The following is a 22,969-nucleotide window of genomic DNA, read 5'->3' as shown; positions in this document are numbered from 1 at the left end:
CGCCGGCCCTTCGCGCCGCAGACGGTTCAGCCGCGACGGGTGCGCACGGCCTGCGCGAGGCGGTCGAGCTGCGCGGCGGTGGTGTCCCAGTCGATGCACGCGTCGGTGATCGACTTGCCGTAGTCGAGCTTGTCGGCCTCGCCGAGGGTCAGGTCCTGACGTCCCGCCTCGATGAAGCTCTCGAGCATCAGTCCGACGATGCCCTTCTCGCCGGCCTCGATGCGCTCGGCGACATCGGTGACGACGTCGACCTGCTTGTTGTGGTCCTTGCGGCTGTTGCCGTGGCTCGCGTCGATGACGACACGCTCGGGCAGACCGGCCTTGCGCAGGCGGGCCATCGTGTCGGCCACGGTCTCGGCGTCGTAGTTCGGTCCCGCGCTACCACCGCGCAGGATGACGTGGCAGTCCGGGTTGCCGACGGTCTCGATGAGCGCAGCCTGACCGTCGAGGTCGGTGCCGGGGAAGACGTGGCTGGCCGCTGCGGCACGGGTGCCGTCGACCGCGACCTGCACGTCACCTTCGGTGGAGTTCTTGATGCCGACGGGCATGGACAGCGCGCTGCACAGCTGGCGGTGGACCTGACTCGCGGCGGTGCGGGCGCCGATGGCTCCGTAGGTGACCAGGTCGGCGTAGTACTGGGGAAGGATCGGATCGAGGAACTCGCAGCCGACGGGCAGGCCGAGACCGGAGACGTCGAGCAGCAGCTTGCGGCCGATGCGCAGGCCGGTGTTGATGTCGAAGGTGCCGTCGAGGTGCGGGTCGTTGAGCAGGCCCTTCCATCCGAGCGTGGTGCGCGGCTTCTCGAAGTACACGCGCATCACGACGTGCAGGTCGTCGCGCAATTCCTCGGCCTTGGCGGCCAGACGGCGCGCGTAGTCCATCGCGGCGGCGGGGTCGTGCACGGAGCAGGGGCCGACCACGACGACGAGGCGGTCGTCGGCTCCGTTGAGGATGTCGACGGTGCCGGCGCGACCCGAGCGGACGGTCGCTGCGACGACGGCGTCGGGTGCGTACTCGGCACGGATCTCGGAGGGTGCGACGAGGGGGCTGACCTTGACGGTGCGCTGTTCGTCGAGATTCGACGTGGAGATTCCGGTGGTCGCGGTTCCGGTGCTGGGGCTCATCGATGGTTCCTGTTCTCGGTGGTTCGGATTCCGACCCGAGAGAACCTGAGATTCCTACGAGCCGGTCTGGATCCGGCTCGTAGGTGAAGAAGTCAGCGCGTGGTCACGCCGACCGACCCACCCCGGGCCGGCCTGCTAAACCAGAAATATGCACGCTGCATAGCTTCGGACTGTACCAGGACGGCCGATGCGCCTGTCAAACCACCCCCGGTGTGGGGACGAAGAGGTGCCTCGTCAGCGTGGGCCCGTGGGCAGGACGATACGCCCGAAGGTCGTGCTCAGCACTCCGGCAGCGGAGGTGTACCAGGCACCGGCGGCAGCGGCGAGTCCGAAATAGCCACCGACCCTCGTCAGACCGGTCTGCTCCAGCAGCGCTCCGAGGGTGAGGAAGACGAAGGCGGCGAGGAGCACCGAGAAGGTGACGAAGAGGGCTGCGCTGATCCGGGTACTGGCGAACCACATGTAGACGGTGAAGATGGTCCAGGCCAGCAGGAAGATGCCCACCCCGACGTGCCGCTCGGCACCCATCTCCTCGGCGGTGTAAGTGACCAGATACCAGAAGCTCAGCCAGAACGCCCCGTACGAGCTGAACGCCGTCGCCCCGAAGACGTTGCCCTTCAGGAACTCCCACATTCCGGCGGCGAGCTGTGTGAGGCCGCCGTAGAACAATGCCACCCCGAAGACGGCGGCTTCCGCCTCCACCGAGATGAACCCGGCGTTGGCGCAGGACAGGATGAACGTCGTGAGGGCGAAGGCTGCCAGACCCAAGGGTCCGGGATCGGCGATGTGGGCGCCTCTGTGAACGGGGACCGCGATTTCGTTGGGGTCGTCTTCGGTGTACGACATCCGCCGGCTTCCTTCACGGGAGAAGTGCCCGACGCAGGCTCCCGGGCTCCTTCGGATGGTTCGAACACTTCCAGTGTGCGCCTCGGCAACCGGTGTGCGTGCGGCAAACGGGAAGCCGATTTCCGGGGGCGATCGAACTCTCGAACTTCTAATGTGGCGAGCATGAGCACGCACGTCGTCCGCAGCCGCCATGTCGCTCGGGTCGTCCGATGCCCACCGCGCCGAGTCTACGAGTTCGCCGCGGATCCCGACAACCTGCCGAAGTGGGCGGCCGGTCTGGCGCGGAGCGAGGTGCGGCGGGTCGGCGACACCCTCGTCGCGGAGTCCCCGATGGGCAAGGTCACCGTCCGGTTCGTCGGCACCAACGACCACGGGGTGCTCGACCACGAGGTGACACTGCCGTCGGGGACGACGGTGTACAACCCGATGCGGGTACTCCCCCATCCGGACGGTGCCGAGATCGTCTTCACCGTCCGGCAGATCGAGTTGACCGACGACGAGTTCGACCGCGACACGCGCATGGTGGAAGAGGACCTCGCGCGACTCGCGGCACTCCTCGAGTCGTGACCCTTCGGAACAGGAGAACGTGAATGGCCCGCAAGATCGCCACCAACACCGCAGTCGGCCTGCAGGAACTGCTGGATTTCGTCCGGCCCCGGCACCGGATGATCCTCATGACGCAGCGCGACGACGGCACACCGCAGGCCTCCCCTGTCACCGGCGGCGTCGACGACAGCGGACGCATCGTGATCGCGACCTATCCCCGGCGCGCCAAGACCCGCAACGCCCGTAGCCGGCCCGAGGTCGGTGTCGTCGTGCTGTCCGACGACTGGAACGACGCGTGGGTGCAGGTCGACGGAACCGCGGAGGTGATCGATGCCCACGACGACGTCGAACCGTTCGTCGAGTACTTCCGCAACATAGCCGGTGAGCATTCGGACTGGGACGAGTACCGGCAGGCCATGCGCGATCAGGGCAAGTCGCTGATCCGGATCACCCCGACCCGCTGGGGTCCGGTGGCCACGGGAGGCTTCCCGCCCGAACTGGCGTGAAGGAACGGATACGGCCCTCGCATTCGAGGGCCGTATCCGTTCTCGTGTGCGACTTGTCGTCACATGCCCGGGACGACCAATACCGCGATGGTGATGATCGGTCCGAGGATGATCATCGAGAATCCCCAGGCCAGCATCAGCTTGGTGAGCCTCGAACGATCCTTCGCCTGTGCGTTCGCAATGCACGTCGCGCCCGGCGACGAGAAAGGCGTGCTGTCGACCAGGTTGGACGAGATGGCGATCGCCATGATCAGGCCGAAGCCGGGCAGTCCGCCGATTGCGATGACGGGGACCGCCAGAGGGATCAACGCACCCAGGATTCCGGTCGTCGAGGCGAAGGCGGAGACGAGTGCCGCGACGAAGCAGAGCGCGAACGCGGCGAGGAAGGGCGATCCGATCGATTCGGCGGCGTGACCGAGAAGCTCGACGGTCCCCATCTTCTGCATCACGCCGACGTAGGTGAGAATGCCTCCCACGAGGAGGATCGTCGACCAGTCCACGCCCTTGACCGCTTCACGTGTGCGGCTGGGATAGAGCACCGAGATCACCAGTGCGAGTGCCAGTGCGAGCACACCCACGTCGGATTCGATGTCCAGGAACATGAACACGATGACCAGGGTCATCAATGCCGCAACGGCGGCCAGGCACAGGAGCTGGTAACGGGAGAGCGCGGCTGTCGCCGGCGAGTCGTCGACGGCCACCGCGGTGGCGGTGGCCGTCGCCCCGTCACCGTGCTCCGATCGCGTGCCCTCAGGCGACCCGTCCACCGGAACAGGCGCACCCGAAGTTCCCGGCCCGCCGTCGGACGGGTTCGTCTCCGTCGGACGGTTCCGCAGTGCGAGGGCGACGAAGGCCAGGGTGAAGAGCACGGCGTTGATGCCGAAGCCGGCGGCGAACAGCGCCCAGGGCTGCGGCTCGATACCGTTGTCGGCCGCGATGCCGTTGGTGATGATGCCGAACAGGGAGGTGGGCGCGAACCCACCCGCTCCGCCGCCGAGCACGATCGTCAGCGCCATCAGCAGCGGGTGCAGCCGGTGCCGACCGGCGAAGATCATCGCGATGGGCGCCAGCGCCAAGGAGGTCAGCGACGAACCCATGGATCCCAGCAGCGCTGCGAGAAGGAAGAACACCCACGGGATCGCGAAGACCCGCCCGCCGACGAGGCGCAGGGTCTGCTGCACGATCCAGTCGATGACCCCGGACTCGCGGACGATCGAGAAGAGGTACGTGATGCCGAGCAGCAGCACGAGAATGCCGACGGGAAATCCCGCCATGACCTCCTTGATCGTTTGTCCACCGATCAGTGTGCCGACGCCGAAGGCTGCCACGAGAGCAAGGACACCGATGTGGATGGATTTCCAGGTGCCGATGGCGATGATGGCACCCAGTACCAGCATCGAGAAGATTTGTGTACCCATGTCTGTCCTTGTTCAGAGGAGACCGGAAGAGGATCAGTAGGAGGTGAGGTGCTGCAGAACCATCGGGTCGACGACCTCACCGCCGCGGAGCAGCAGTTCGATCTCGCGGGCAGCGTCCTCGAGTTCCTGTGCGAGGTCGAACAATTCGGAACCGGTCATCGACTTGTCGAGCTGACCGAGACGCAGAGCCGAACGTAGGCTTCCGTCCTCGTTGCGGACGGGAACGACCATCGATCCCACCGAGTAGAGCGCGGTGCGGGAGATCGGATCGGAAGAATAGTACTCTGCCGATTCCGCTACGGCAGTGAGGATTCTACGTTCCTCGGCCGGCGTGTAGTTGCCACGGGTGAAGTTGCTGAACGCTCGGTGCAGGGCAAGATCGCTGTAGTTCCCACTCGCCGTGAGCGAAGCCGACCATCCCTGTGATCGAACGAGTTCCAGGCGATCCCGGAGCTTGTCCGCCGCCCCCTCGCTGCGGTCGGTGCGCCGGTCGATCCAGGCCTCTGCGAACACCTCGTCGTTGAAGGCTGCGAACAGATCTCCCACCGGTGGCACCAGCGGCATGCGCAGGCCGAGCCGGCGGGTGTTCGCGACGTTCCTGCCGGTGGCCGAACCGACCACGGCCATCGCCTGGTCGCCGATGGTGACGACGTTCGAACATTCGGCGTCGTGCGCACCTGCGAGACGTTCGAGTACCGGTCGCGCGAGCTCGGCGTCCTGAACACCGCATCGGATGTCACGATCAGGGATGAACACGAGGGATTTCGGGGCGAAACGCCCGTATCCCCCTTGGAAGTAGAGCAACGGCGGCACGGGCCGGGAAACGGCGAGCGACTCGACGCTGCCGAGAACGATCCAGTGGTCGCCTGCTTCGATCTCGTTCACCGTGCTGCACTCGATCCACGCGATCACATCGCTCAGGACGGGAAGACCGCCCGGCGACGGCGTCCACGGCCAGTCCGCGAACCGTTCCTCGGTAGGCGCTCGCATGAACGCACCGCATCGGTCCTGCTGGTCGGACGCCAGGATGTTGATGCAGAAACGCTTGGCGGATCGCATATTCGACCAGGTGTAGGAGGTCCGCATCGGCATGAACGACACCATCGGCGGATCCAGGGAAACCGAGTTGAACGTACCGACGACCATGCCCACAGGTTCGCCGTCCTCGGACAACCCGGTCACCAGGGAGACGCCTGTGGGGTGGTGTCCGAGCACCTCGCGAAAGTCATCCACTTCGAACACATCGAGCCCTTCGTCGATTGCCGGCCCTCGATCGGCCGGCGGTCTGCTGCGCAACAGTAGGTATGCTGGTGTGACCCCCACCACCCCTTCGTTTCAAGAGTTGGCACAATCCGAAGAAGTCGCATTTCTTTCATTCCCCGTGTGATGTGGCTTATATTTGTGCGCGCTGAAACGTCACTGTGGGGGGTCGGTTCTCCAGCACGAAAGGTCGACGATGTCGCAGAACCCCAGGTACCCGTGGGGTACCGGACCGGCAGAGCCCACGGATCCGGGAGTCCCGGCACCCGATCCACGAGAGTTCCCCCTCGACATGATGGAGATGACCTCGGTCGAGAAGGCGCTGAGTGTGCTCGACTCCTTCCGCGGGCAGCTGTCGTCCCTCGGGGTCACCGAGGTCGCCGAAGCGAACGGACTGCCGAAGTCGACCGCCTACCGACTGCTCTCACACCTCGTCGCCAGCGGACTGCTCGAACGGGACGGCCGCAAGTACCGGCCGAGTTGGCAGATCTTCGAGTTGGCGCAGAGTTCCATACTCGGCCGCGTCGACGGCCCACCCACCCTCGCCAAACCACTCATGACCGAGTTGTACGTGGAGACAAGAGGAGTCGTGCGCTTCGGCGTACGGCGCGGCAACGACGTCCTGGTGGCGGAGAAGATCCACGGCCCCGATTCGGTGGCACTGCCCACCCGCATCGGGGCACGGTTGCCCCTGACGACCACGGCCCTGGGGAAGGCCCTCCTGGCGGAGCAGATCGACCAGGAGGGCCGGACAGCGATCCCGTCCCCGCTGATCCGGTTGACGCGGAACTCGAAGTCCGCTCCGCAGATGCTCGTCGATCAACTCGCGCGCACCCGGCCGATGGGATACACCGTCGACCTCGAGGAGACAGTCCTCGGGGTCAGCTGTGTGGGCGCGATCGTCACCCGGGGCACGAGGCCCGTCGGAGCACTGTCGGTCTCGGTGCGCAGCGTGGCGTTCGACGAGGCGAAACTGGCCCGACGGGTCGTTCGGTTCGCCCGTATGTTGTCGAACATGCTGGTCTCGGCCGAGGAGATGAATGCCGACGTCGAGCGCGAGGACGGCGGCCCCCACCTGCGGAGAAGCTCGTAGCCGGCGGCCGCTGGGCCGTCGGCTACGAGCTATGCCGGGGTACCGGTCCGGTCAGGACTTCAGGAAGTTCGCGACCAGCCCGTTGAACTCGTCGGCGTGTTCGAGCTGGGCCCAGTGGCCGCACCGGTTGAGCAGGACCAGCCGGGAGTTCGGAATGAGCGTGCACAGCTTCAGACCGTTCTCGAAGTGCACGACCCGGTCGTCACGACCGTGGATGATCATGGTCGGCACCGAGATTGCGGCCAGTTCGGCATCGGTGGCCCGGTGCGGACGGTCCTTGCCGATGCCCGAGATGAAGTTGGCCAGGTGCTCCGGATTAGCGGTGGCGTTCCGGGAGCGCTCCTCCGCGAGGGCGTCGGTAGCGAACGCAGGATCGAAGGTCATGATCTCGACGAGTTCCCGCATCGTTTCGGGCGACGGGTCCCGGTACGCGCGCTGCAGCACTTTCAGGCCCTCGGTGGGGCCGTCGGCGGCTCCGAAGAACTTGGCCCCACCGGCACCCGCTCCCATGGTCACGAGATGAGTGACGCGTTCGGGTGCGCTGGCGGCGACCTTCAGGCAGGTCGCGCCTCCCATGGAGTTGCCGATGAAGGCCGCGGCGTCGATCTGCAGGGCGTCGAGGAGTTCGACCGCGGTGCGGTGATGGACCCGCTCGGCGGGTGTGACCGGAGCAGAACCGCCCCAGCCGGGCATATCGACCGCGAGGCACCGGTATTCGGTGCCGAGCGCTTTCATGTTGGCCGCGAAATTGCTCCACCCGGTGGCACCGGGACCTGAGCCGTGGAGGAAGACGACCGGATGACCCTCCCCGTATTCGTGGTAGCGGATCTTGCCGCTGGGTGTGTCCACAACCTTGGCGGTCGCTTCCTCGGTGAACGGAATCATGGGCTCCTCCTCGGATCCGCAGACAGTGCTGATGGGCCGCAGCGTGCCGGACCGTGCCACCCCTGCGCCATCCTTCGTTTCCGAGAGTTGGAACGAAATCCCGGTCACATCGAAGTTTCAGGCTTTGGAACATCACTCTGGCGCCCCGACGTGACCCGCTCCACGATGGTCACAGTCCCGGTCGGAGCAGGGAACGCACCGACCGACCCACGGCCCCTTCCCGGGACGTCACGCCGATGCCCGGCTGCGACCGGGCCGGCACCATCATCCAGGAGGAAACCATCATGGACCCGAGCGTGAAGGCACTGGGTTACCTCGTCATCGAGACGACGCAGTTCGAGCAGTGGAAGCGTTTCGGAACGTTTCTCTGCGGCATGCAGATCGCCGACGAGTCCGATGATGTGGTGCGTTTCCGTGTCGACGAGAAGCTCTACCGGGTCGAGGTGCGCCGTGCCGATCGCGACCGCATCGCTGTGATCGGCTGGGAGGTCTCGGGTCCGGCCGAGTTGCGGGCACTGCAGGAACGACTGGACGCAGCCGGCCATCCCACGCGACGGGAGACACCCGAGAAGGCCGCCGAACGCGGCGTCATCGAACTGGTCTCGTTCGCGGATCCCGATGGACTCGCCTCCATCGAGCTCTACTACGGTCTCACGGAATCGTTGGAACGCTTCGCTTCTCCCGTCGGCAACACCTTCGTCGCCGGCGAGCACGGACTCGGGCACGTCCTGCAGGTCGTGAGCGACCGCGAAGCGTACTGGAAGCTGTACGTCGACGTATTGGGGATGAAGTTCACCGATCTGGTGAATTCCCCGAAGCGACAGGCTGATCTGCTGTTCTTCCACTGCAACGCGCGCCACCACTCGTTCGCCTTCGCCGAGATCGACGGCGTCGAACCGGGTGTCGGGCACATGATGCTCGAGGTGTCCGATCTCGACGCCGTCGGACGCGCGTACGACAAGGTTCTCGACGGGGAGGCCTCCCTCATCACGACGTTCGGTAAGCACACCAACGACGAGATGCTCTCGTTCTACGTGCGCACGCCGTCGGGCTTCGGCCTGGAGTTCGGCACCGGAGGTCTTCTCGTGGACGACGACTGGCGCCCCGCACGGTACGAGGACGCCCATTACTGGGGACATCGGCGAGGCGAGACACAGCTATCGCTGCTCCCCGCAGCCGACGTCGACTGACATACTCTCCGATCGAAAGGGATCCCATGTTCGAGGTGAAGGCCCGCGTGCTGGAACTGTCCGATTTCTGGCGCGACCATGCAGCCGACAACGAGGCAGCCGGACAGATCACCGACGAGGTGGCAGCCGCCCTGCGATCTGCAGGGGTGATGCGCATGTTGCAGCCCAAGCAGTTCGGAGGGTACGAATGCCATCCTCGCGACTACTTCGAGACGCTGTTCGAGCTCGGCACCCGCTGCGCATCGACCGGCTGGGTCGCGGGAGTCGTCGGGGTGCACGCCCACGAACTCGCCCAGACCGACCAGCGACTGCAGGAGGAGGTGTGGGGCGAGAACGAGGACACCTGGGTCGCTTCGCCGTACGCGCCGATGGGCCGGGCGAAGCCTGTCGAGGGCGGCTACATCTTCAACGGCCGATGGTCCTTCTCCTCGGGTACCGACCAGTGTCAGTGGGTGATGATCGGTGGCCTGATCCTCGGGCCCGACGGTCAGCCGGACGGCAAGGGCACCTACCATTTCTGCCTTCCCCGAGGGGATTACGAGATCGTCGAGGACTCGTGGAACGTCATGGGTCTGCGCGGCACGGGATCGAAGGATCTCATTGTGCGCGACGCCTTCGTCCCCGCCCATAGGGTGATCGATCAGAACCGCATCGTCGACGGCACCGCCGGTCGTGCGGTCGGTCTGGACAATCCGCTCTACTCGATTCCGCGTCAGATCATGTTCTCCGGAGCCATCACCGCCAGCACGCTGGCGATCTGCAACGGCGTGCTGCAGGCCTACATCGACCACAGCCGTGCCCGGATCTCGCGACTGTCCGGCAACGTCAGCCAGGACCCGAACAGCCTCGCACTGCTCGGTGAGGCCGCCGCCGATATCCAGGCCTCGGTCCAGCACTTCCTCTGGGACATCGACCGGGTCTACGACGTCGCGGCCAGTGGCGAGACGATCTCCAAGGACCTGCGGATCGAGGTCCGCCGCAACCAGGTCAACGCCAGTGCTCGCGCGGTGCGCGCCGCCGATCGCCTGTTCGTCGACACGGGCGGCGCCGCACTGCACACCTCCCACCCGATCCAGCGCATGTGGCGCGACGCGCACGCCGCGATGAACCACATGATGAACACGACCGCACCGGTCTACGTGCAGTACGGGCTCAATCTGTTCGGCCACGAACTGCCGCCTACCGCGCGGTACTGACCGAACCCCACGAATTCTGCCTCGACCCTGCCGCACCACCGAGTGCGAGCGGCAGGGCGATCCGAGGCTGCCCTCATCCACCCCTGTTTTCGCAGTAACGAGAGGTATCGACCCATGACTACAAGCCGCGTGATCGTCGTCGGAGCCGGTAACGCCGCACTCTGCGCGGCGCTGGCCGCTCGCGAGAAGGGCGCGGAGGTTCTCGTCCTCGAGCGGGCCGATCAGGACCGTCGAGGCGGGAACACCGCGTTCACCGCCGGCGCGATGCGTGTCGCCTACGACGGCGTCGACGACCTGCGTCGCCTGATGCCCGATCTGACGGACGAAGAAGTCGCCAACACCGACTTCGGTTCGTACACCTCGGAGGATTTCCTCGACGACCTCGCTCGCGTCACCGAGTACCGTACCGACCCCGATCTGGCCGGCATCCTCGTCGAACAGAGCTACCCGACCCTGTCCTGGATGCGGGACAAGGGGGTGAAGTTCATGCCGATCTACGGACGCCAGGCGTTCAAGGTCGACGGGAAGTTCAAGTTCTGGGGCGGCCTGACCGTCGAGGTCAACGGCGGCGGCCCGGGCCTGGTCGACTACCTGTGCAAGGCGGCCGAGCGCGAGGGTGTGAAGATCGAGTACGGCGCCCGCGTGGTGTCCCTCATCCACGGCGACGACAGTGTCACCGGTGTGCGTGTGAAGCAGAACGGTCAGACCCGCGACGAACTCGCCGACGCCGTCGTCCTCGCGAGCGGTGGTTTCCAGGCCAACACCGAGTGGCGCACCCGCTACCTCGGCCCGTCGTGGGATCTTGCGAAGGTTCGCGGCACGATGTTCAACACCGGTGACGGCCACAAGATGGCTCTCGACATCGGCGCGAGCCCGACGGGCAACTGGTCGGGTTGCCACGCCGTCGGCTGGGAGCGCAACGCCCCCGAGTTCGGCGACCTCGCGGTCGGCGACGGCTTCCAGAAGCACAGCTACCCGTTCGGCATCCTGGTCAACGCCCATGGCAAGCGCTTCGTCGACGAGGGCGCCGACTTCCGCAACTACACCTACGCGAAGTACGGCCGCCGCATCCTCGAACAGCCGAACCAGTTCGCATGGCAGGTCTTCGACCAGAAGGTCACCCACCTCCTGCGCGACGAGTACAAGATCCGGCAGGTCACCAAGGTCACCGCTCCCACGCTCGAGGCCCTGGCCCAGAAGCTGGAGGGTGTGGATCCCGACGGTTTCCTCGAGGAGGTCCGGGCGTACAACGCGGCCGTGGACACCTCGGTCGAATTCAACCCGAACGTCAAGGACGGTCGCGGAACGAGCGGACTGCCCGTGAACAAGACGAACTGGGCGAACACGCTCGACGAGGGCCCGTTCGAGGCCTACCAGGTCACGTGCGGTATCACCTTCACCTTCGGCGGTGTCCGCATCAACTCGAACGCCCAGGTGCTCGACACCGACATGAACCCGATCTCCGGGCTCTACGCCGCAGGTGAGCTCGTCGGTGGCATCTTCTACTTCAACTACCCCGGTGGCTCGGGTCTGACGAACGGTTCGGTCTTCGGGCGGATCGCGGGTTCCCACGCCGCGGAGCAGACAGCGGCGGTCTGATCTCGCAGGTGGACCGGACGGAGCAGGCGGCCGTCCGGTTCACCGCCCCGCCTCGACCACGTGCCCCGCGATCCGTCGCAGGGGCACGTTGCGCTCCTGGGACAGTCTCCGGAGCAGGACGAACGCATCGTCGGCACCCACCGCGAAGCGTTCCATGAGCATGCCCTTCGCCTGCCCGATGACATCGCGGGACGCGAGTGCGTCGCGCAACTGTTCCTCTTGACGGGAGGCGACCAGCGCGATCGCCGCGTGGGTCGCCAGGCTCGTGCCCACATCGATGCTGTGCTCGTCGAACGCTTCCGCACGAGAACTGTGTACGTGCAGCGCTCCGTGGACCTCGTCGGTGTACAGGCACAGCACCAGCGTCGATCCGACACCGGCAGCCGCAGATTCGGAAGTTACAGCGGGCCAACGACTCTCACACCTCATATCGGTGACGAGAACCGCACTCCGCTCCCGCATCGACTCCACGCAGGGGCCGTCGCCCGCTTCCTGCTGCACTGCGTCGACCGCACTCGGCAGCGGCCCGGTCGCGGCGCGGGATTCGAAGCGCAGGCCGGACGTACGCACCGCGATGCCGGCCTGCTCGGCGCCCGGGATCAGCTCGACGGCCGCCGAGGTGATCAGGCGCAGGGTGTCGTCGAGACATGCGGATTCGGCGCGCATCCTGCGCGCCACCTCGTCGATCGAACAGCGCCATCGCCCTTCGGGCCGTGCGCCGCTCGACCGCTCCCTGTTACCGACCTCCCCCGATGTCACGCCACATACTTGCATCGGCCTCCCGGCGTGCCGAAAGACCCTAGTGCGAAGAGTCGGTCGTACCGGTCACGAGCGGCCGGCGGTCTACCGCCACGGCACGCGTTCCGGGTCGCGCAGCATCCGCCGTGCCGTGGACATCCGGTGCACCTCGTCGGGGCCGTCGTAGATACGGGCGTAGCGCGCCCGCCGGTACATCCCCTCGAGCGGCGTGTCGGCGGTGAGACCGAGCGCCCCGTGCACCTGGATCGCGCGGTCGACGACGTCGTGCAGCATCTGCGCGCCTCGGAACTTGATGAGCCCGATCCGGACCCGGGCGTCCTCCCCCGCGTCCATCACCCGCGCGGCGTCCAGGGTCATCAGACGTGCGGCCTGGATGTCGGCGGCGGATTCGGCGATGTAGCGCTGGATCTCGCCCTTCTCGGCGAGCAGCGAACCGTGCGCGAAGCGCGAGTTGGCGCGGGCACACATGAGTTCGAAGGCCCGTTGGGCCTGGCCGAGCCATCGCATGCAGTGGAAGATCCGTCCCGGTCCGAGCCGGTCCTGTGCGACGACGAAGCCGTTGCCGCGTTCACCGAGCACGTTCTCCTCGGGAACCCGCACACCGTCGTACCGCACCTCGTAGTGATCGCTCGGGTCGTGCCCCATCGTGGGGATCGCCCGCACGATCTCGAGTCCGGGGGTGTCGATGGGCACGATGATCGCGCTGATGCTGCGGTGCAGCGGAGTCGACTCGGGTTCGGTCCGGGCGAAGACCGTGCAGTAGCCGGCCTGCGCGGCGCCGGTGGTGAACCACTTGTGCCCGTCGATCACCCATTCGCCGTTCTCGAGCCGGGCGGTGGTCTGCACGAGCACGGGGTCGGATCCCGCCACTTCCGGCTCGGTCATGCCGACGGAGGGCAGGATGTCGCCGGAGACGAGCCCCGGGATCCAGCGCTCGCGTTGTTCGGCGGTGCCGTGACGCTGGATCATCAGGGCGTCCTGCATGGACACCGATCCCACCGCGAGCTGACCGTACTCGGAGCGGCCGATGATCTCGTTGAGGTAGACGAAGTCGAGGAAGGGAACCCCGCCCCCGCCCATCTCCTCGGGATGCCCCAGTGCCCACAACCCGAGTTCCTTCGCCCTGGCCTTCAGCCCGGCGAGTGCCTCGGCGGCCTTGTCGTCGTGGCGGCTCAGGACGGGTTCGAGAGGAATCACCTCGTCGTCGATGAACGAACGCATGCGGGTGCACAGCTCGGCCACCCGCCCTTCGGGCCGGTTCGCAGTCATGCCCGCCAATCTATCGGCGCACACGTGCACTCACATAGCGTTCCGTCCGGTCCGGGTGTGGAAATCCGTCCGCCGGGGCATTCTGGGGCGAGTCCATCCTGCGACGCGACGAGCACGGAGGTGCCATGCCGGATCCGTCCGACCGAGTACCCGAATACGAACACACCGAAGACGGTCATCTCGTCGAGAGCCGGGCCGAGGACTTCGCCCATGCGCGCAGCCTGCCCGTCGACCCGGACTGGTTCAAGACCGCGGTGTTCTACGAGGTCCTCGCCCGCGCTTTCAACGACTCGAACAACGACGGCACCGGCGACCTGCGTGGACTGACCGAGAAACTCGACTACATCGCGTGGCTCGGCGCCGACTGCATCTGGCTGCCGCCCTTCTACGATTCACCGCTCCGAGACGGCGGTTACGACATCCGCGACTTCCGTGCCGTGCTACCGGAGTTCGGCACGGTCGAGGATTTCGTGACCTTCCTCGACGAGGCGCACAAACGCGGTATCCGCGTCATCACCGACCTCGTCATGAACCACACGTCCGACACGCACGCGTGGTTCCAGGAATCGCGGAGCGACCCCGACGGGCCGTACGGCGACTTCTACGTGTGGTCGGATGTCGACGACCGATACCAGGAAGCCCGCATCATCTTCGTCGACACCGAGACGTCCAACTGGACGTGGGATCCGGTGCGCAAGCAGTACTACTGGCACCGGTTCTTCTCGCACCAGCCCGACCTGAACTACGACAACCCCGAAGTACAGGACGCGATGCTCGACGTCCTGCGCTTCTGGCTCGATCTCGGCATCGACGGGTTCCGCCTCGACGCGGTCCCCTATCTGTTCGAGCGTGAGGGGACCAACTGCGAGAACCTCCCCGAGACGCACGCCTTCCTCAAGAAGTGCCGTGCGGTGATGGATGCCGAATATCCCGGCCGGGTGATGCTGGCGGAGGCGAACCAGTGGCCCACCGACGTCGTCGAGTACTTCGGCGAACCCGAGATCGGCGACGAGTGCCACATGGCCTTCCACTTCCCGCTGATGCCGCGCATCTTCATGGCGGTGCGGCGGCAGAACCGTTTCCCGATCTCGGAGATCCTCGCCCAGACCCCGCCGATCCCGAAGACCGCCCAGTGGGGCATCTTCCTCCGCAACCACGACGAGCTGACCCTCGAGATGGTGACGGACGAGGAACGCGACTACATGTACGCCGAGTACGTCACCGACCCGCGGATGCGCGCCAACATCGGCATCCGCCGTCGTCTGGCGCCGTTGCTGGAGAACGACCGCAACCAGCTCGAGCTCTTCACCGCCCTGTTGCTGAGCCTACCGGGCTCCCCCGTCCTGTATTACGGCGACGAGATCGGCATGGGCGACAACATCTGGCTCGGCGACCGCGACGCGGTGCGGACCCCGATGCAGTGGACCCCCGACCGCAACGCGGGCTTCTCCCGCGCCGACCCGGGCCGGCTGTACCTGCCGGTGATCATGGATCCCACCTACGGGTACCAGGCGGTGAACGTCGAATCGCAGATGAACTCGACGAACTCGCTGTTGCACTGGACGCGGCGGATGATCCAGGTCCGCAAGCAGCATCCGGCCTTCGGTAAGGCCTCGTTCACCGAACTCGGCAGCGCGAATCCCGCGATCCTGTCCTATCTGCGCGAGATGTCGCCCGGCCCGGAACGCAATTACAGCGACGTCATCCTGTGCGTGAACAACCTGTCGCGCTATCCGCAGGCGGTCGTCCTCGATCTGTCGCGCTTCGCCGGGTGGATCCCGGTGGAGCTGACCGGGTCCGTCCCGTTCCCGACGATCACGGAGGAGGGTTACATGATCACCCTGCCCGGTCACGGATTCTTCTGGTTCGCGCTGCAACCCGATCCGTCGAAGGAGGGACCGGGCGAGCACCCGGTGAGCAGCGAAGCGGAAGCGGCGGTGCAGCCGTGACGACCAACAGCGAGCTCTATCCGGACGAACGGCTCGTCGAGGATCTGCGCGAATGGATGCCGCACCAGCGATGGTTCGCGGCCAAGGGCCACACCATCACCGGGATCGGTGTCGTCCTGCGTCATCCGCTCGTGGAGGAGTCCGGTTTCGGGGCCGACCATCTGATCGTGAAGGTCTCGTTCGACTCGACCGCGGACCAGATCTATCAGGTGCCCCTCGGTTTCCGTTCCCATCTCCCCGAGGAACTGCAGTCCTGGAGCGTGGTCGGCCCCGACGACTCCCACGACCACGGCCTGCACGTCTACGACGGCCTCCGCGACCAGGAGATCCTCGACCGGTATTCGCGCAATCTGGCGAGCGGCACCCCCGCCGGCCCGGTGGATCTCCACACCGTGCCGGGCGCGGTCATCGAACCGGGCCTGCGTGGGCGTGCGCTGAGCGCGGAGCAGTCCAACACCTCCGTGGTCCTCGGAGAGAAGTTGCTGCTCAAGATGTTCCGTCGGCTCACGCTCGGCATCAATCCGGACGTCGAGCTGCCGCTCGCGCTCGGTGAGGACGGATGCCGGTCGATCGCCCCGATCCGGGCGTGGATCGAAGCGGAGGTCGACGGGGTCCGCACCACGCTGGCGATGGTGCAGGACTTCGCGGCGAACTCGGCCGACGGCTGGTCGATGGCGCTCGGCAGTGTCCGGGACCTGCTCCTCGAAGGAGACCTGCGCGCCGACGAGGTGGGCACCGACTTCGCCGGGGAATCCCATCGCATCGGTGCGGCCGTGGCGGATGTGCACGCCCATCTCGGCTCCGCGCTCGGCACCGACGAACGCGCCGCCGCCGAACTGGCCGAGGGCATGATCCGCCGGCTCGAGGGTGCAGCGGCCGAGGTCCCCGAGCTCGCCGGACTCACCGACGCGGTCCGGGCGCGGTTCGAGGAGGTCGCGGCGCTGGGTCAGGTTCCGGTGCACCGCATCCACGGAGACCTTCATCTCGGACAGGTGCTGCGTACCCCCGAGCGCTGGTTGCTCATCGACTTCGAGGGCGAACCCGCGAAGTCACTCGAGGAGCGCCGCAAACCCGACAGTCCGTTCCGGGACGTGGCGGGAATGCTGCGGTCGTTCGACTACGCCGCGCATCACTCGATCCGTGAATCCGAACAGGGCACGGCGGTGGAGTCGCAGCGGGAGTTCCGGGCCCGGGAGTGGGCCGAACGCAACTGTGCCGCCTTCTGCGACGGCTACGCAGCTGCCTCGGGCACGGATCCGCGGGACTCCGACGTCCTGCTGCGCGGTTACGAGCTCGACAAGGCGGTCTACGAGGTGGTCTACGAGGCACGGCACCGGCCCTCGTGGCTGCACCTGCCGCTCGAGGCGATCCGTCGTCTCACCGCCCGCTGACCACAGCCCGAACGCGGGAAGGGGAGAGATGCCGTGGCATCTCTCCCCTTCCTCGTCGTGCAAGTCAGCCGACTTGGAGCAGCAATTCGTCCTCGACGACGTCCGCCGTGACCCGGTTGCCCTCGGCGAGCACGTCGTCGAGCAGCATGTCGGCGATGCGATCGTCGACCACCCGGGAGATCGAGCGGCGCAACGGACGGGCACCGAACTCGGGCTGGTGACCGTTGCGGGCGATCCACGCCACCGCGTCGGCGGTGAACTCGAGATCGATCCCCTTGCTCTGCAGCCGCTTCCGGCTGTCGTCGAGCAGCAGCTCGGTGATCCGGTGCAGCTGGTCGTCGTCGAGCTTGCGGAACATCACGATCTCGTCGATGCGGTTGAGGAACTCCGGCCGCATCGATTCGCGCAGCCGTCCCATGACCCGATCGCGCAGCGGCTTCTCGGCCGCCTCGGCGTCACCGGTGGTGAAGCCGAGCGCGCCTCCGCGGCTCGAGATGATGTCCGAACCGAGGTTGCTGGTCATGATGACGACGGTGTTGGTGAAGTCCACCGTGCGTCCCTCACCGTCGGTGAGGCGACCGTCGTCGAGGACCTGCAGCAGCGTGTTGAACACGTCCGGGTGCGCCTTCTCGATCTCGTCGAGCAGCACCACCGAATAGGGGTGGCGACGCACCTGTTCGGTGAGCTGCCCGGCCTCGCCGTAACCGACGTAACCGGGAGGGGCACCGACGAGACGGCTCACGGTGTGGCGTTCGCCGAACTCGCTCATATCGATGCGCAGCATGGTGCGCTCGTCGCCGAAGAGGACCTCGGCGAGTGCCTTCGCGAGCTCGGTCTTGCCGACGCCGGTGGGACCGAGGAACAGGAAGCTGCCCACCGGACGACGCGGGTCGCTCATGCCGGAGCGGCTGCGCCGCACGGCGCGTGCCACGGCGTGGACGGCCTCGTCCTGCCCGACGACACGCTTGTGCAGCTCGTCCTCGAGAGTGCGCAGCCTCTCCTTCTCGGCACGGGTCATCTGCGAGGCGGGAACCCCGGTGGCCCGCGAGACGATCTCGGCGATCAGCTCGGGGTCGACGGTGGGAGTTCCCTCGCCGTCGCCCTCACCACCGTCACCGTCGATCCGCGCCTGGATGCGCAGGATCTCGTCGCGGATGCGCGAGGCTTCCTCGTACTGTTCGGCCTCGACCGCGCGATCCTTCTCGGCTTCGAGTTCGTCCAGCCGCGAACGCAGTTCGGTCACGTCGGTGCGCGGCACCCGCAGGCGCAGTCGTGCACCGGCCTGGTCGACGAGGTCGATCGCCTTGTCCGGCAGATGCCGGTCGGGCAGGTACCGCATCGACAGGTCGACGGCCGCTTCGAGCGCTTCGTCGGTGTACCGGACCTTGTGGAACTCGGCGTACCGATCGGCGAGACCCTTCAGGATCGCGACGGCGTCGTCGCGGGCGGGCTCGTCGACCGTGACCGGCTGGAAACGACGTTCGAGCGCCGGATCCTTCTCGATGTGCTTGCGGTACTCGTCGAGGGTGGTCGCACCGACGACGTGCAGTTCACCGCGGGCGAGCTTCGGCTTGAGGATGTTCGCCGCGTCCATCGCGCCCTCGTTGCCGGCGCCCGCGCCGACGACGGTGTGGATCTCGTCGATGAAGACGATGAGCTTGCCCTGCTGGGCGGTGATCTCGTCGAGTGCCGCGGTGAGGCGTTCCTCGAAGTCGCCCCGGTAGCGGGTTCCGGCGACCATCGCCGTCAGGTCGAGCTGGACGATCCGCTTGTCCTGCAGGATGTCCGGGACGTCGCCGTCGACGATGCGCTGGGCGAGCCCTTCGACGATGGCGGTCTTGCCGACGCCGGCCTCACCGACGAGCACCGGGTTGTTCTTGGTGCGTCGGGCGAGGATCTCGATCGTCTGCTCGATCTCGTCGGCACGGCCGATGACGGGGTCGATGCCGCCGCCGCGGGCCCGCTCGGTGAGGTCGACGCCGAATTTGTCGAGCGTCGGCGTCGGGGTCTCCTCCGCGACGGGAGCTGCGGGGGTGGGTTGCAGCGCGGTCTGCAACGACTGCGGGGTCACGCCCAGCGACGCCAGCAGTCGTCCGGGAGCGCGGGTCTGGTCGGCCGCGAGCGTGAAGAACAGGTGCTCGGGGTCGATGTAGGTGGAGCCGAGCGCACGCGAGAGCTGGTGCGCTTCGAGGAGTGCGGTCTTCACTGCACCGGTCAGTGCGGGTGCGGAGACGGCCTCACCGGGGCGGCTCTGCGGCAGCCGCTGGTCGACGGCGGCAGCGACGTCGGCGGGGTCGGCTCCGGCGCGCGTCATGACCGTGCGGGACGGATCCTGCTCCGCCATCGCGCGAAGGAGGTGCAGCACGTCGAGTTCCGCGTCACCACGGTCGGTGGCGTAACGCGCTGCGTGGGCGAGGAGGTCCTGGGTACCGCGGCTCATGAAACGTGTGATGTCGATTCGGCCGGGGCCACCAGGCCCGAAGAATGCCGGCATTCCGAAGCCTTTCTGTCGAACTTGAGCCATTCTCACTCAACTAACGTGCCCAGAGTTCTCTCAATTCCCACATGGAAGTGATCTGGAACACGTATCGAGTTGTGGCCATTAATGTTGTGTACAACAAAACGGGGCGCTACATTCATTCCCGTGCCGTCTCCACTCGAACTCGACCAGCAGGTGTGCTTCGCGCTCTACCGCGCCTCCCGCACCATCACGGCCGCCTATCGGCCGCATCTCGATCGGCTGGGCATCACCTACCCGCAGTACCTCGTGCTCCTGGCACTGTGGGAACGCGACGCGCGAGGCGTGCAGGATCTGTGCGACTCGCTCGATCTCGACACGGGCACACTGTCCCCCCTGCTCAAACGGCTCGAGGCCGCCGGATACGTCGAACGACGCCGGCAGCAGACCGACGAACGTCGTGTCGTCGTCCACCTCACCGAAGCGGGAGATGCACTCCGGACAGAGGCCGCGGACATCCCCGGCTGCGTGACGCGGGACAGCCGGTTCGACGTCGACGAACTGGTCGCGCTGCGCGAGACGCTCCACCGCCTGACCGCCGCGTTGCAGGAAGCACCCGGCGCACTCTCGAAGAAAGGCAGGACATCGTGAACATCATCTACACCGCCGAAGCACTCGCCACCGGAGCAGGCCGCGACGGCCACGCCCGCACCAGCGACGGCAAGCTCGACGTCGACCTGTCCATCCCCACCGAGATGGGCGGCAGCGGCAAGGGCACCAACCCCGAACAGCTCTTCGCCGCCGGATACGCCGCGTGCTTCCACTCGGCACTGCAGATGATCGCCCGGCAGGAGAAGGCGGACGTCAGCGACTCCGCGGTCGGCGCCCGCGTCGGCATCGGCCCGACCGACGGCGGCGGATTCGGTCTTGCCGTCACCCTCGAGGTGACCCTGCCGAACCTCCCCCGCGAGCAGGCGCTCGAGCTCACCGAGAAGGCCCACCAGGTGTGCCCGTACTCCAACGCGACCCGCGGCAACATCGACGTCACCCTCGAGGTGACGGACGACTGAGTCACCCCCGAGGGGTGACGAGCGACTGACGTCCCCCCTGCGTTGCGCACGTGTCCGCGCCGACCCGTAGCGTGGACATGTGCGCACGCAGGACCGGTCGCAGCTCTCGCTGTTCGCGACCGAACTCGATTTTCCCCTCGACGACTTCCAGGTCGAGGCCTGCCGCGCCCTCGAGGACGACCGCGACGTGCTGGTGTGCGCTCCCACCGGGGCGGGCAAGACCGTCGTCGGTGAATTCGCCGCCCGTCTCGCACTCTCAGCGGGCGGACGCTGCTTCTACACCACCCCCATCAAGGCGCTGAGCAACCAGAAGTATCTCGACCTGTCGCGCCGGTTCGGCGACGACCGTGTCGGTCTGCTCACCGGCGACATCTCGCTGGACCCTCATGCGCCCGTGGTCGTCATGACCACCGAAGTGCTGCGCAGCATGCTGCACGGCGGCTCCCCGCTCCTGCACGGACTCACCCACGTCGTCATGGACGAGGTGCACTATCTCGCCGACCGCGAACGCGGCGCGGTGTGGGAGGAAGCGATCCTCTCGCTCCCCGACGACGTGCGGCTGACCAGCCTGTCGGCCACGGTCAGCAACGCCGAGGAGTTCGGCGGCTGGCTGCGCGGCGTCCGCGGCGACCTCGCGGTCGTCGTCGAGGAGACACGGCCAGTCCCGCTCACCCAGCACATGCTCGCCGGCGGGCGGCTGTTCGACCTGCTGTCCCCGTCCGGCACCGTCGACGAGACCCTCGAGCGGTACATCGCCCACCGTCAGCTCGTCGAGGCCGCGCCCGGCCCCGCGACCGGCCGTGGACAACGACGGCGACGTGCACGCGGAGCACCCGGACCGGCCGGTGCCGACCTGCCCGAGGTCGTCGCCCGGCTCGAGGCCGAACAACTGTTGCCGGCCATCTGGTTCCGGTTCAGCCGCAACGGCTGCGACGACGCCGTCACCGAATGCCTCGAATCGTCGGTCCGTCTCACCGAGGCGGCCGACGTCGCCGAGATCCGTGCGGTCGCCGACCGGCACACCGCCGCCCTGCCGCCTGCCGATCTCGACGCCGTCGGTCACACAGAGTGGCTCGAAGGACTCGAACGCGGTTTCGCCGCGCACCACGCCGGCCTGATCCCGGCCTTCCGTCACACCGTCGAGGAGTTGTTCGCCCGCGGTCTCGTGCGGGTCGTGTTCGCCACCGAGACCCTCGCCGTGGGGGTGAACATGCCGGCGCGCACCGTCGTCCTCGAACGCCTCGTCAAACCCACCGCCGACGGCCCGGTGCGCCTCTCTCCCGGCGAGTACACCCAGCTCACCGGTCGCGCCGGCCGCCGCGGCATCGATGTCGAAGGCCACGCCGTCGTGCTGTGGAGTCCCGAGGCCGCCCCCGCGACCGTCGCCGGTCTCGCCGGCGCACGCTCGTACCCGCTGCACAGTTCGCTGCGCGTCGGCTACAACACCGCGGTCAATCTGGTCGCCGGCCGCGGCATCCCCGGCTCCCGCGAGTTCCTGCGACGCTCGTTCGCCCAGTTCCAGGCCGAACGATCCGTCGCGGCGCTCACCGACGCCGTCCGCGCGAACACGACGGCGCTGCGTGATCTCGACACCGAACTCGGGGACGTCGAGGGCTTCACCGAGTACCGGCACCTGTGCGACCGGCTCGCCGAGGCACGGCGCTCCGGTTCGGCCGAGCTGGTGACGTCGCTGGCACGGGCGGTGCGGTCGCATCCCGCGCATCGACGCGGCGACAGGGAGCGCCTTCTCGCTCTCTCGACACGACGCGCCGCGGTGTACGGCGACACCGAACGGATGCGGTCGCAGATCGACACGGTCACCGGCCGCCTCGTCGAGACCTTCGATCGCACACTGGATCTGCTCGAGGAGCGGGGTTATCTGCTCCGCGACCCGATGGGCGGGTCGGCCTACGTCACCGACGACGGTCGTCGCCTGGGCCGGATCTACTGTGCGAACGACCTTCTCGTCGCCGAATGCGTGCGGACGGGCGCGTGGTCGGGGCTGACACCGGCCGAACTCGCCGCCGTCGCCTCGAGCGCTCTGGGCGAGACCCGGCGCCGCACCGTCGGAGTCCCGGGACGCACCACCCCGGCGATCGACGAGGCGCTGCGCGCCACCTCACGGCTGTGGAGCGAACTCGCCGGACGCGAAGAGCGTCTCGGCCTGGAAGTGGGGCCGGATCCGGATCCGATCGCCGTCGCCGCGATCCACCGCTGGGCACGCGGGGACGGACTCGCCGCCGCCCTGCGCACCGCATCGGATGCGGGGCTCTCGGCAGGCGATCTGGTCCGGCGTTATCTGCGCACCCTCGACCTCGTGGATCAGACCGGACTGTGCCGGCGCGACGATCTGCCGCCGGTCTCGTTCACCCTGACCTGAGAACTGCAGCCCTGCAGGACTGCAGCCCTG

At 67.1% G+C, this 22,969-nt stretch carries 19 protein-coding genes; 11 read left to right on the top strand and 8 right to left on the bottom strand.

Annotated elements, in window-relative coordinates; genetic code table 11:
• Positions 1–26 precede the first annotated feature (26 nt).
• A complete protein-coding gene (locus C6Y44_RS04695; RefSeq protein WP_159416624.1) occupies positions 27–1,124 on the bottom strand; it encodes a 3-deoxy-7-phosphoheptulonate synthase in 1,098 nt (365 codons plus the stop codon).
• Positions 1,125–1,358: 234 nt separating this feature from the next.
• Positions 1,359–1,970 (bottom strand): acetate uptake transporter, encoded by a 612-nt coding sequence (locus C6Y44_RS04690; RefSeq protein WP_159416625.1) that lies wholly within the window; start codon positions 1,968–1,970, stop codon positions 1,359–1,361.
• 162 nt (positions 1,971–2,132) lie between these two features.
• On the opposite strand from C6Y44_RS04690, the gene C6Y44_RS04685 reads away from it, so the two are divergent.
• Positions 2,133–2,537: an SRPBCC family protein gene (locus C6Y44_RS04685; RefSeq protein ID WP_159416626.1), complete on the top strand. Its 405-nt coding sequence runs from the start codon at positions 2,133–2,135 to the stop codon at positions 2,535–2,537.
• Positions 2,538–2,560: 23 nt separating this feature from the next.
• Complete coding sequence (locus tag C6Y44_RS04680; RefSeq protein ID WP_016695676.1) at positions 2,561–3,022, top strand: PPOX class F420-dependent oxidoreductase; 462 nt, start codon at positions 2,561–2,563, stop codon at positions 3,020–3,022.
• Positions 3,023–3,081: 59 nt separating this feature from the next.
• Here the strand turns inward: C6Y44_RS04680 and C6Y44_RS04675 are convergent, their stop codons facing one another.
• Together C6Y44_RS04675 and C6Y44_RS04670 are read right to left on the bottom strand one after the other, a co-directional pair.
• Positions 3,082–4,440 (bottom strand): SLC13 family permease, encoded by a 1,359-nt coding sequence (locus C6Y44_RS04675; protein ID WP_159416627.1) that lies wholly within the window; start codon positions 4,438–4,440, stop codon positions 3,082–3,084.
• Between the two features lie 33 nt (positions 4,441–4,473).
• On the bottom strand, positions 4,474–5,673 hold the full coding sequence (locus C6Y44_RS04670; protein ID WP_159416628.1) for a flavin reductase: 1,200 nt from the start codon (positions 5,671–5,673) through the stop codon (positions 4,474–4,476).
• Positions 5,674–5,896: 223 nt separating this feature from the next.
• Here C6Y44_RS04670 and C6Y44_RS04665 point away from each other — a divergent pair, with 223 nt between their 5' ends.
• Entirely contained in the window at positions 5,897–6,793 is an 897-nt protein-coding gene (locus C6Y44_RS04665) for an IclR family transcriptional regulator (RefSeq protein ID WP_159416629.1), read from the top strand.
• A 51-nt stretch (positions 6,794–6,844) separates the two neighbouring features.
• Here the strand turns inward: C6Y44_RS04665 and C6Y44_RS04660 are convergent, their stop codons facing one another.
• Complete coding sequence (locus tag C6Y44_RS04660; RefSeq protein WP_159416630.1) at positions 6,845–7,678, bottom strand: alpha/beta fold hydrolase; 834 nt, start codon at positions 7,676–7,678, stop codon at positions 6,845–6,847.
• A 284-nt stretch (positions 7,679–7,962) separates the two neighbouring features.
• On the opposite strand from C6Y44_RS04660, the gene C6Y44_RS04655 reads away from it, so the two are divergent.
• The 3 genes from C6Y44_RS04655 to tcuA all read left to right on the top strand — a co-directional run bounded on the left by C6Y44_RS04655 (position 7,963) and on the right by tcuA (position 11,663).
• A complete protein-coding gene (locus tag C6Y44_RS04655; protein WP_159416631.1) occupies positions 7,963–8,868 on the top strand; it encodes a VOC family protein in 906 nt (301 codons plus the stop codon).
• A gap of 26 nt (positions 8,869–8,894) precedes the next feature.
• Complete coding sequence (locus C6Y44_RS04650; RefSeq protein ID WP_159416632.1) at positions 8,895–10,064, top strand: acyl-CoA dehydrogenase family protein; 1,170 nt, start codon at positions 8,895–8,897, stop codon at positions 10,062–10,064.
• Positions 10,065–10,178: 114 nt separating this feature from the next.
• The gene (tcuA, locus tag C6Y44_RS04645; protein ID WP_159416633.1) at positions 10,179–11,663 is read left to right on the top strand and encodes an FAD-dependent tricarballylate dehydrogenase TcuA; all 1,485 of its coding nucleotides are present in this window, start codon (positions 10,179–10,181) and stop codon (positions 11,661–11,663) included.
• 39 nt (positions 11,664–11,702) lie between these two features.
• On the opposite strand, the gene C6Y44_RS04640 is transcribed toward tcuA, so the two are convergent.
• Both C6Y44_RS04640 and C6Y44_RS04635 read right to left on the bottom strand, forming a co-directional pair.
• Positions 11,703–12,329: a GAF and ANTAR domain-containing protein gene (locus C6Y44_RS04640; RefSeq protein WP_159416634.1), complete on the bottom strand. Its 627-nt coding sequence runs from the start codon at positions 12,327–12,329 to the stop codon at positions 11,703–11,705.
• Positions 12,330–12,506: 177 nt separating this feature from the next.
• Complete coding sequence (locus C6Y44_RS04635; protein WP_174246932.1) at positions 12,507–13,691, bottom strand: acyl-CoA dehydrogenase family protein; 1,185 nt, start codon at positions 13,689–13,691, stop codon at positions 12,507–12,509.
• Positions 13,692–13,816: 125 nt separating this feature from the next.
• On the opposite strand from C6Y44_RS04635, the gene treS reads away from it, so the two are divergent.
• Together treS and C6Y44_RS04625 are read left to right on the top strand one after the other, a co-directional pair.
• Entirely contained in the window at positions 13,817–15,640 is a 1,824-nt protein-coding gene (gene treS, locus C6Y44_RS04630; RefSeq protein ID WP_024103056.1) for a maltose alpha-D-glucosyltransferase, read from the top strand.
• A gap of 56 nt (positions 15,641–15,696) precedes the next feature.
• Positions 15,697–17,031, top strand: a complete 1,335-nt coding sequence (locus tag C6Y44_RS04625) for a maltokinase N-terminal cap-like domain-containing protein (RefSeq protein WP_225623809.1) — start codon at positions 15,697–15,699, stop codon at positions 17,029–17,031.
• A 64-nt stretch (positions 17,032–17,095) separates the two neighbouring features.
• On the opposite strand, the gene C6Y44_RS04620 is transcribed toward C6Y44_RS04625, so the two are convergent.
• A complete protein-coding gene (locus C6Y44_RS04620; protein WP_159416636.1) occupies positions 17,096–19,525 on the bottom strand; it encodes an ATP-dependent Clp protease ATP-binding subunit in 2,430 nt (809 codons plus the stop codon).
• A gap of 150 nt (positions 19,526–19,675) precedes the next feature.
• Between C6Y44_RS04620 and C6Y44_RS04615 the strand changes: the two genes are divergently transcribed.
• The 3 genes from C6Y44_RS04615 (at position 19,676) to C6Y44_RS04605 (ending at position 22,939) form a co-directional block, all read left to right on the top strand.
• Positions 19,676–20,140, top strand: coding sequence for a MarR family winged helix-turn-helix transcriptional regulator (locus tag C6Y44_RS04615; protein ID WP_024103053.1), 465 nt, complete (start codon positions 19,676–19,678; stop codon positions 20,138–20,140).
• Entirely contained in the window at positions 20,137–20,559 is a 423-nt protein-coding gene (locus C6Y44_RS04610; RefSeq protein WP_024103052.1) for an organic hydroperoxide resistance protein, read from the top strand. Before C6Y44_RS04615 ends, C6Y44_RS04610 begins: the two co-directional genes overlap by 4 nt.
• Positions 20,560–20,638: 79 nt before the next feature.
• Positions 20,639–22,939: a DEAD/DEAH box helicase gene (locus tag C6Y44_RS04605; protein ID WP_192378703.1), complete on the top strand. Its 2,301-nt coding sequence runs from the start codon at positions 20,639–20,641 to the stop codon at positions 22,937–22,939.
• Positions 22,940–22,969 lie beyond the last annotated feature (30 nt).

The sequence above is a fragment of the Rhodococcus rhodochrous genome (genome assembly GCF_014854695.1).
Classification (GTDB): Bacteria; Actinomycetota; Actinomycetes; order Mycobacteriales; family Mycobacteriaceae; genus Rhodococcus.
The sequence above is the reverse complement of the archived record's forward strand: the minus strand, read 5'-3'. Positions and strand labels throughout refer to the sequence as shown.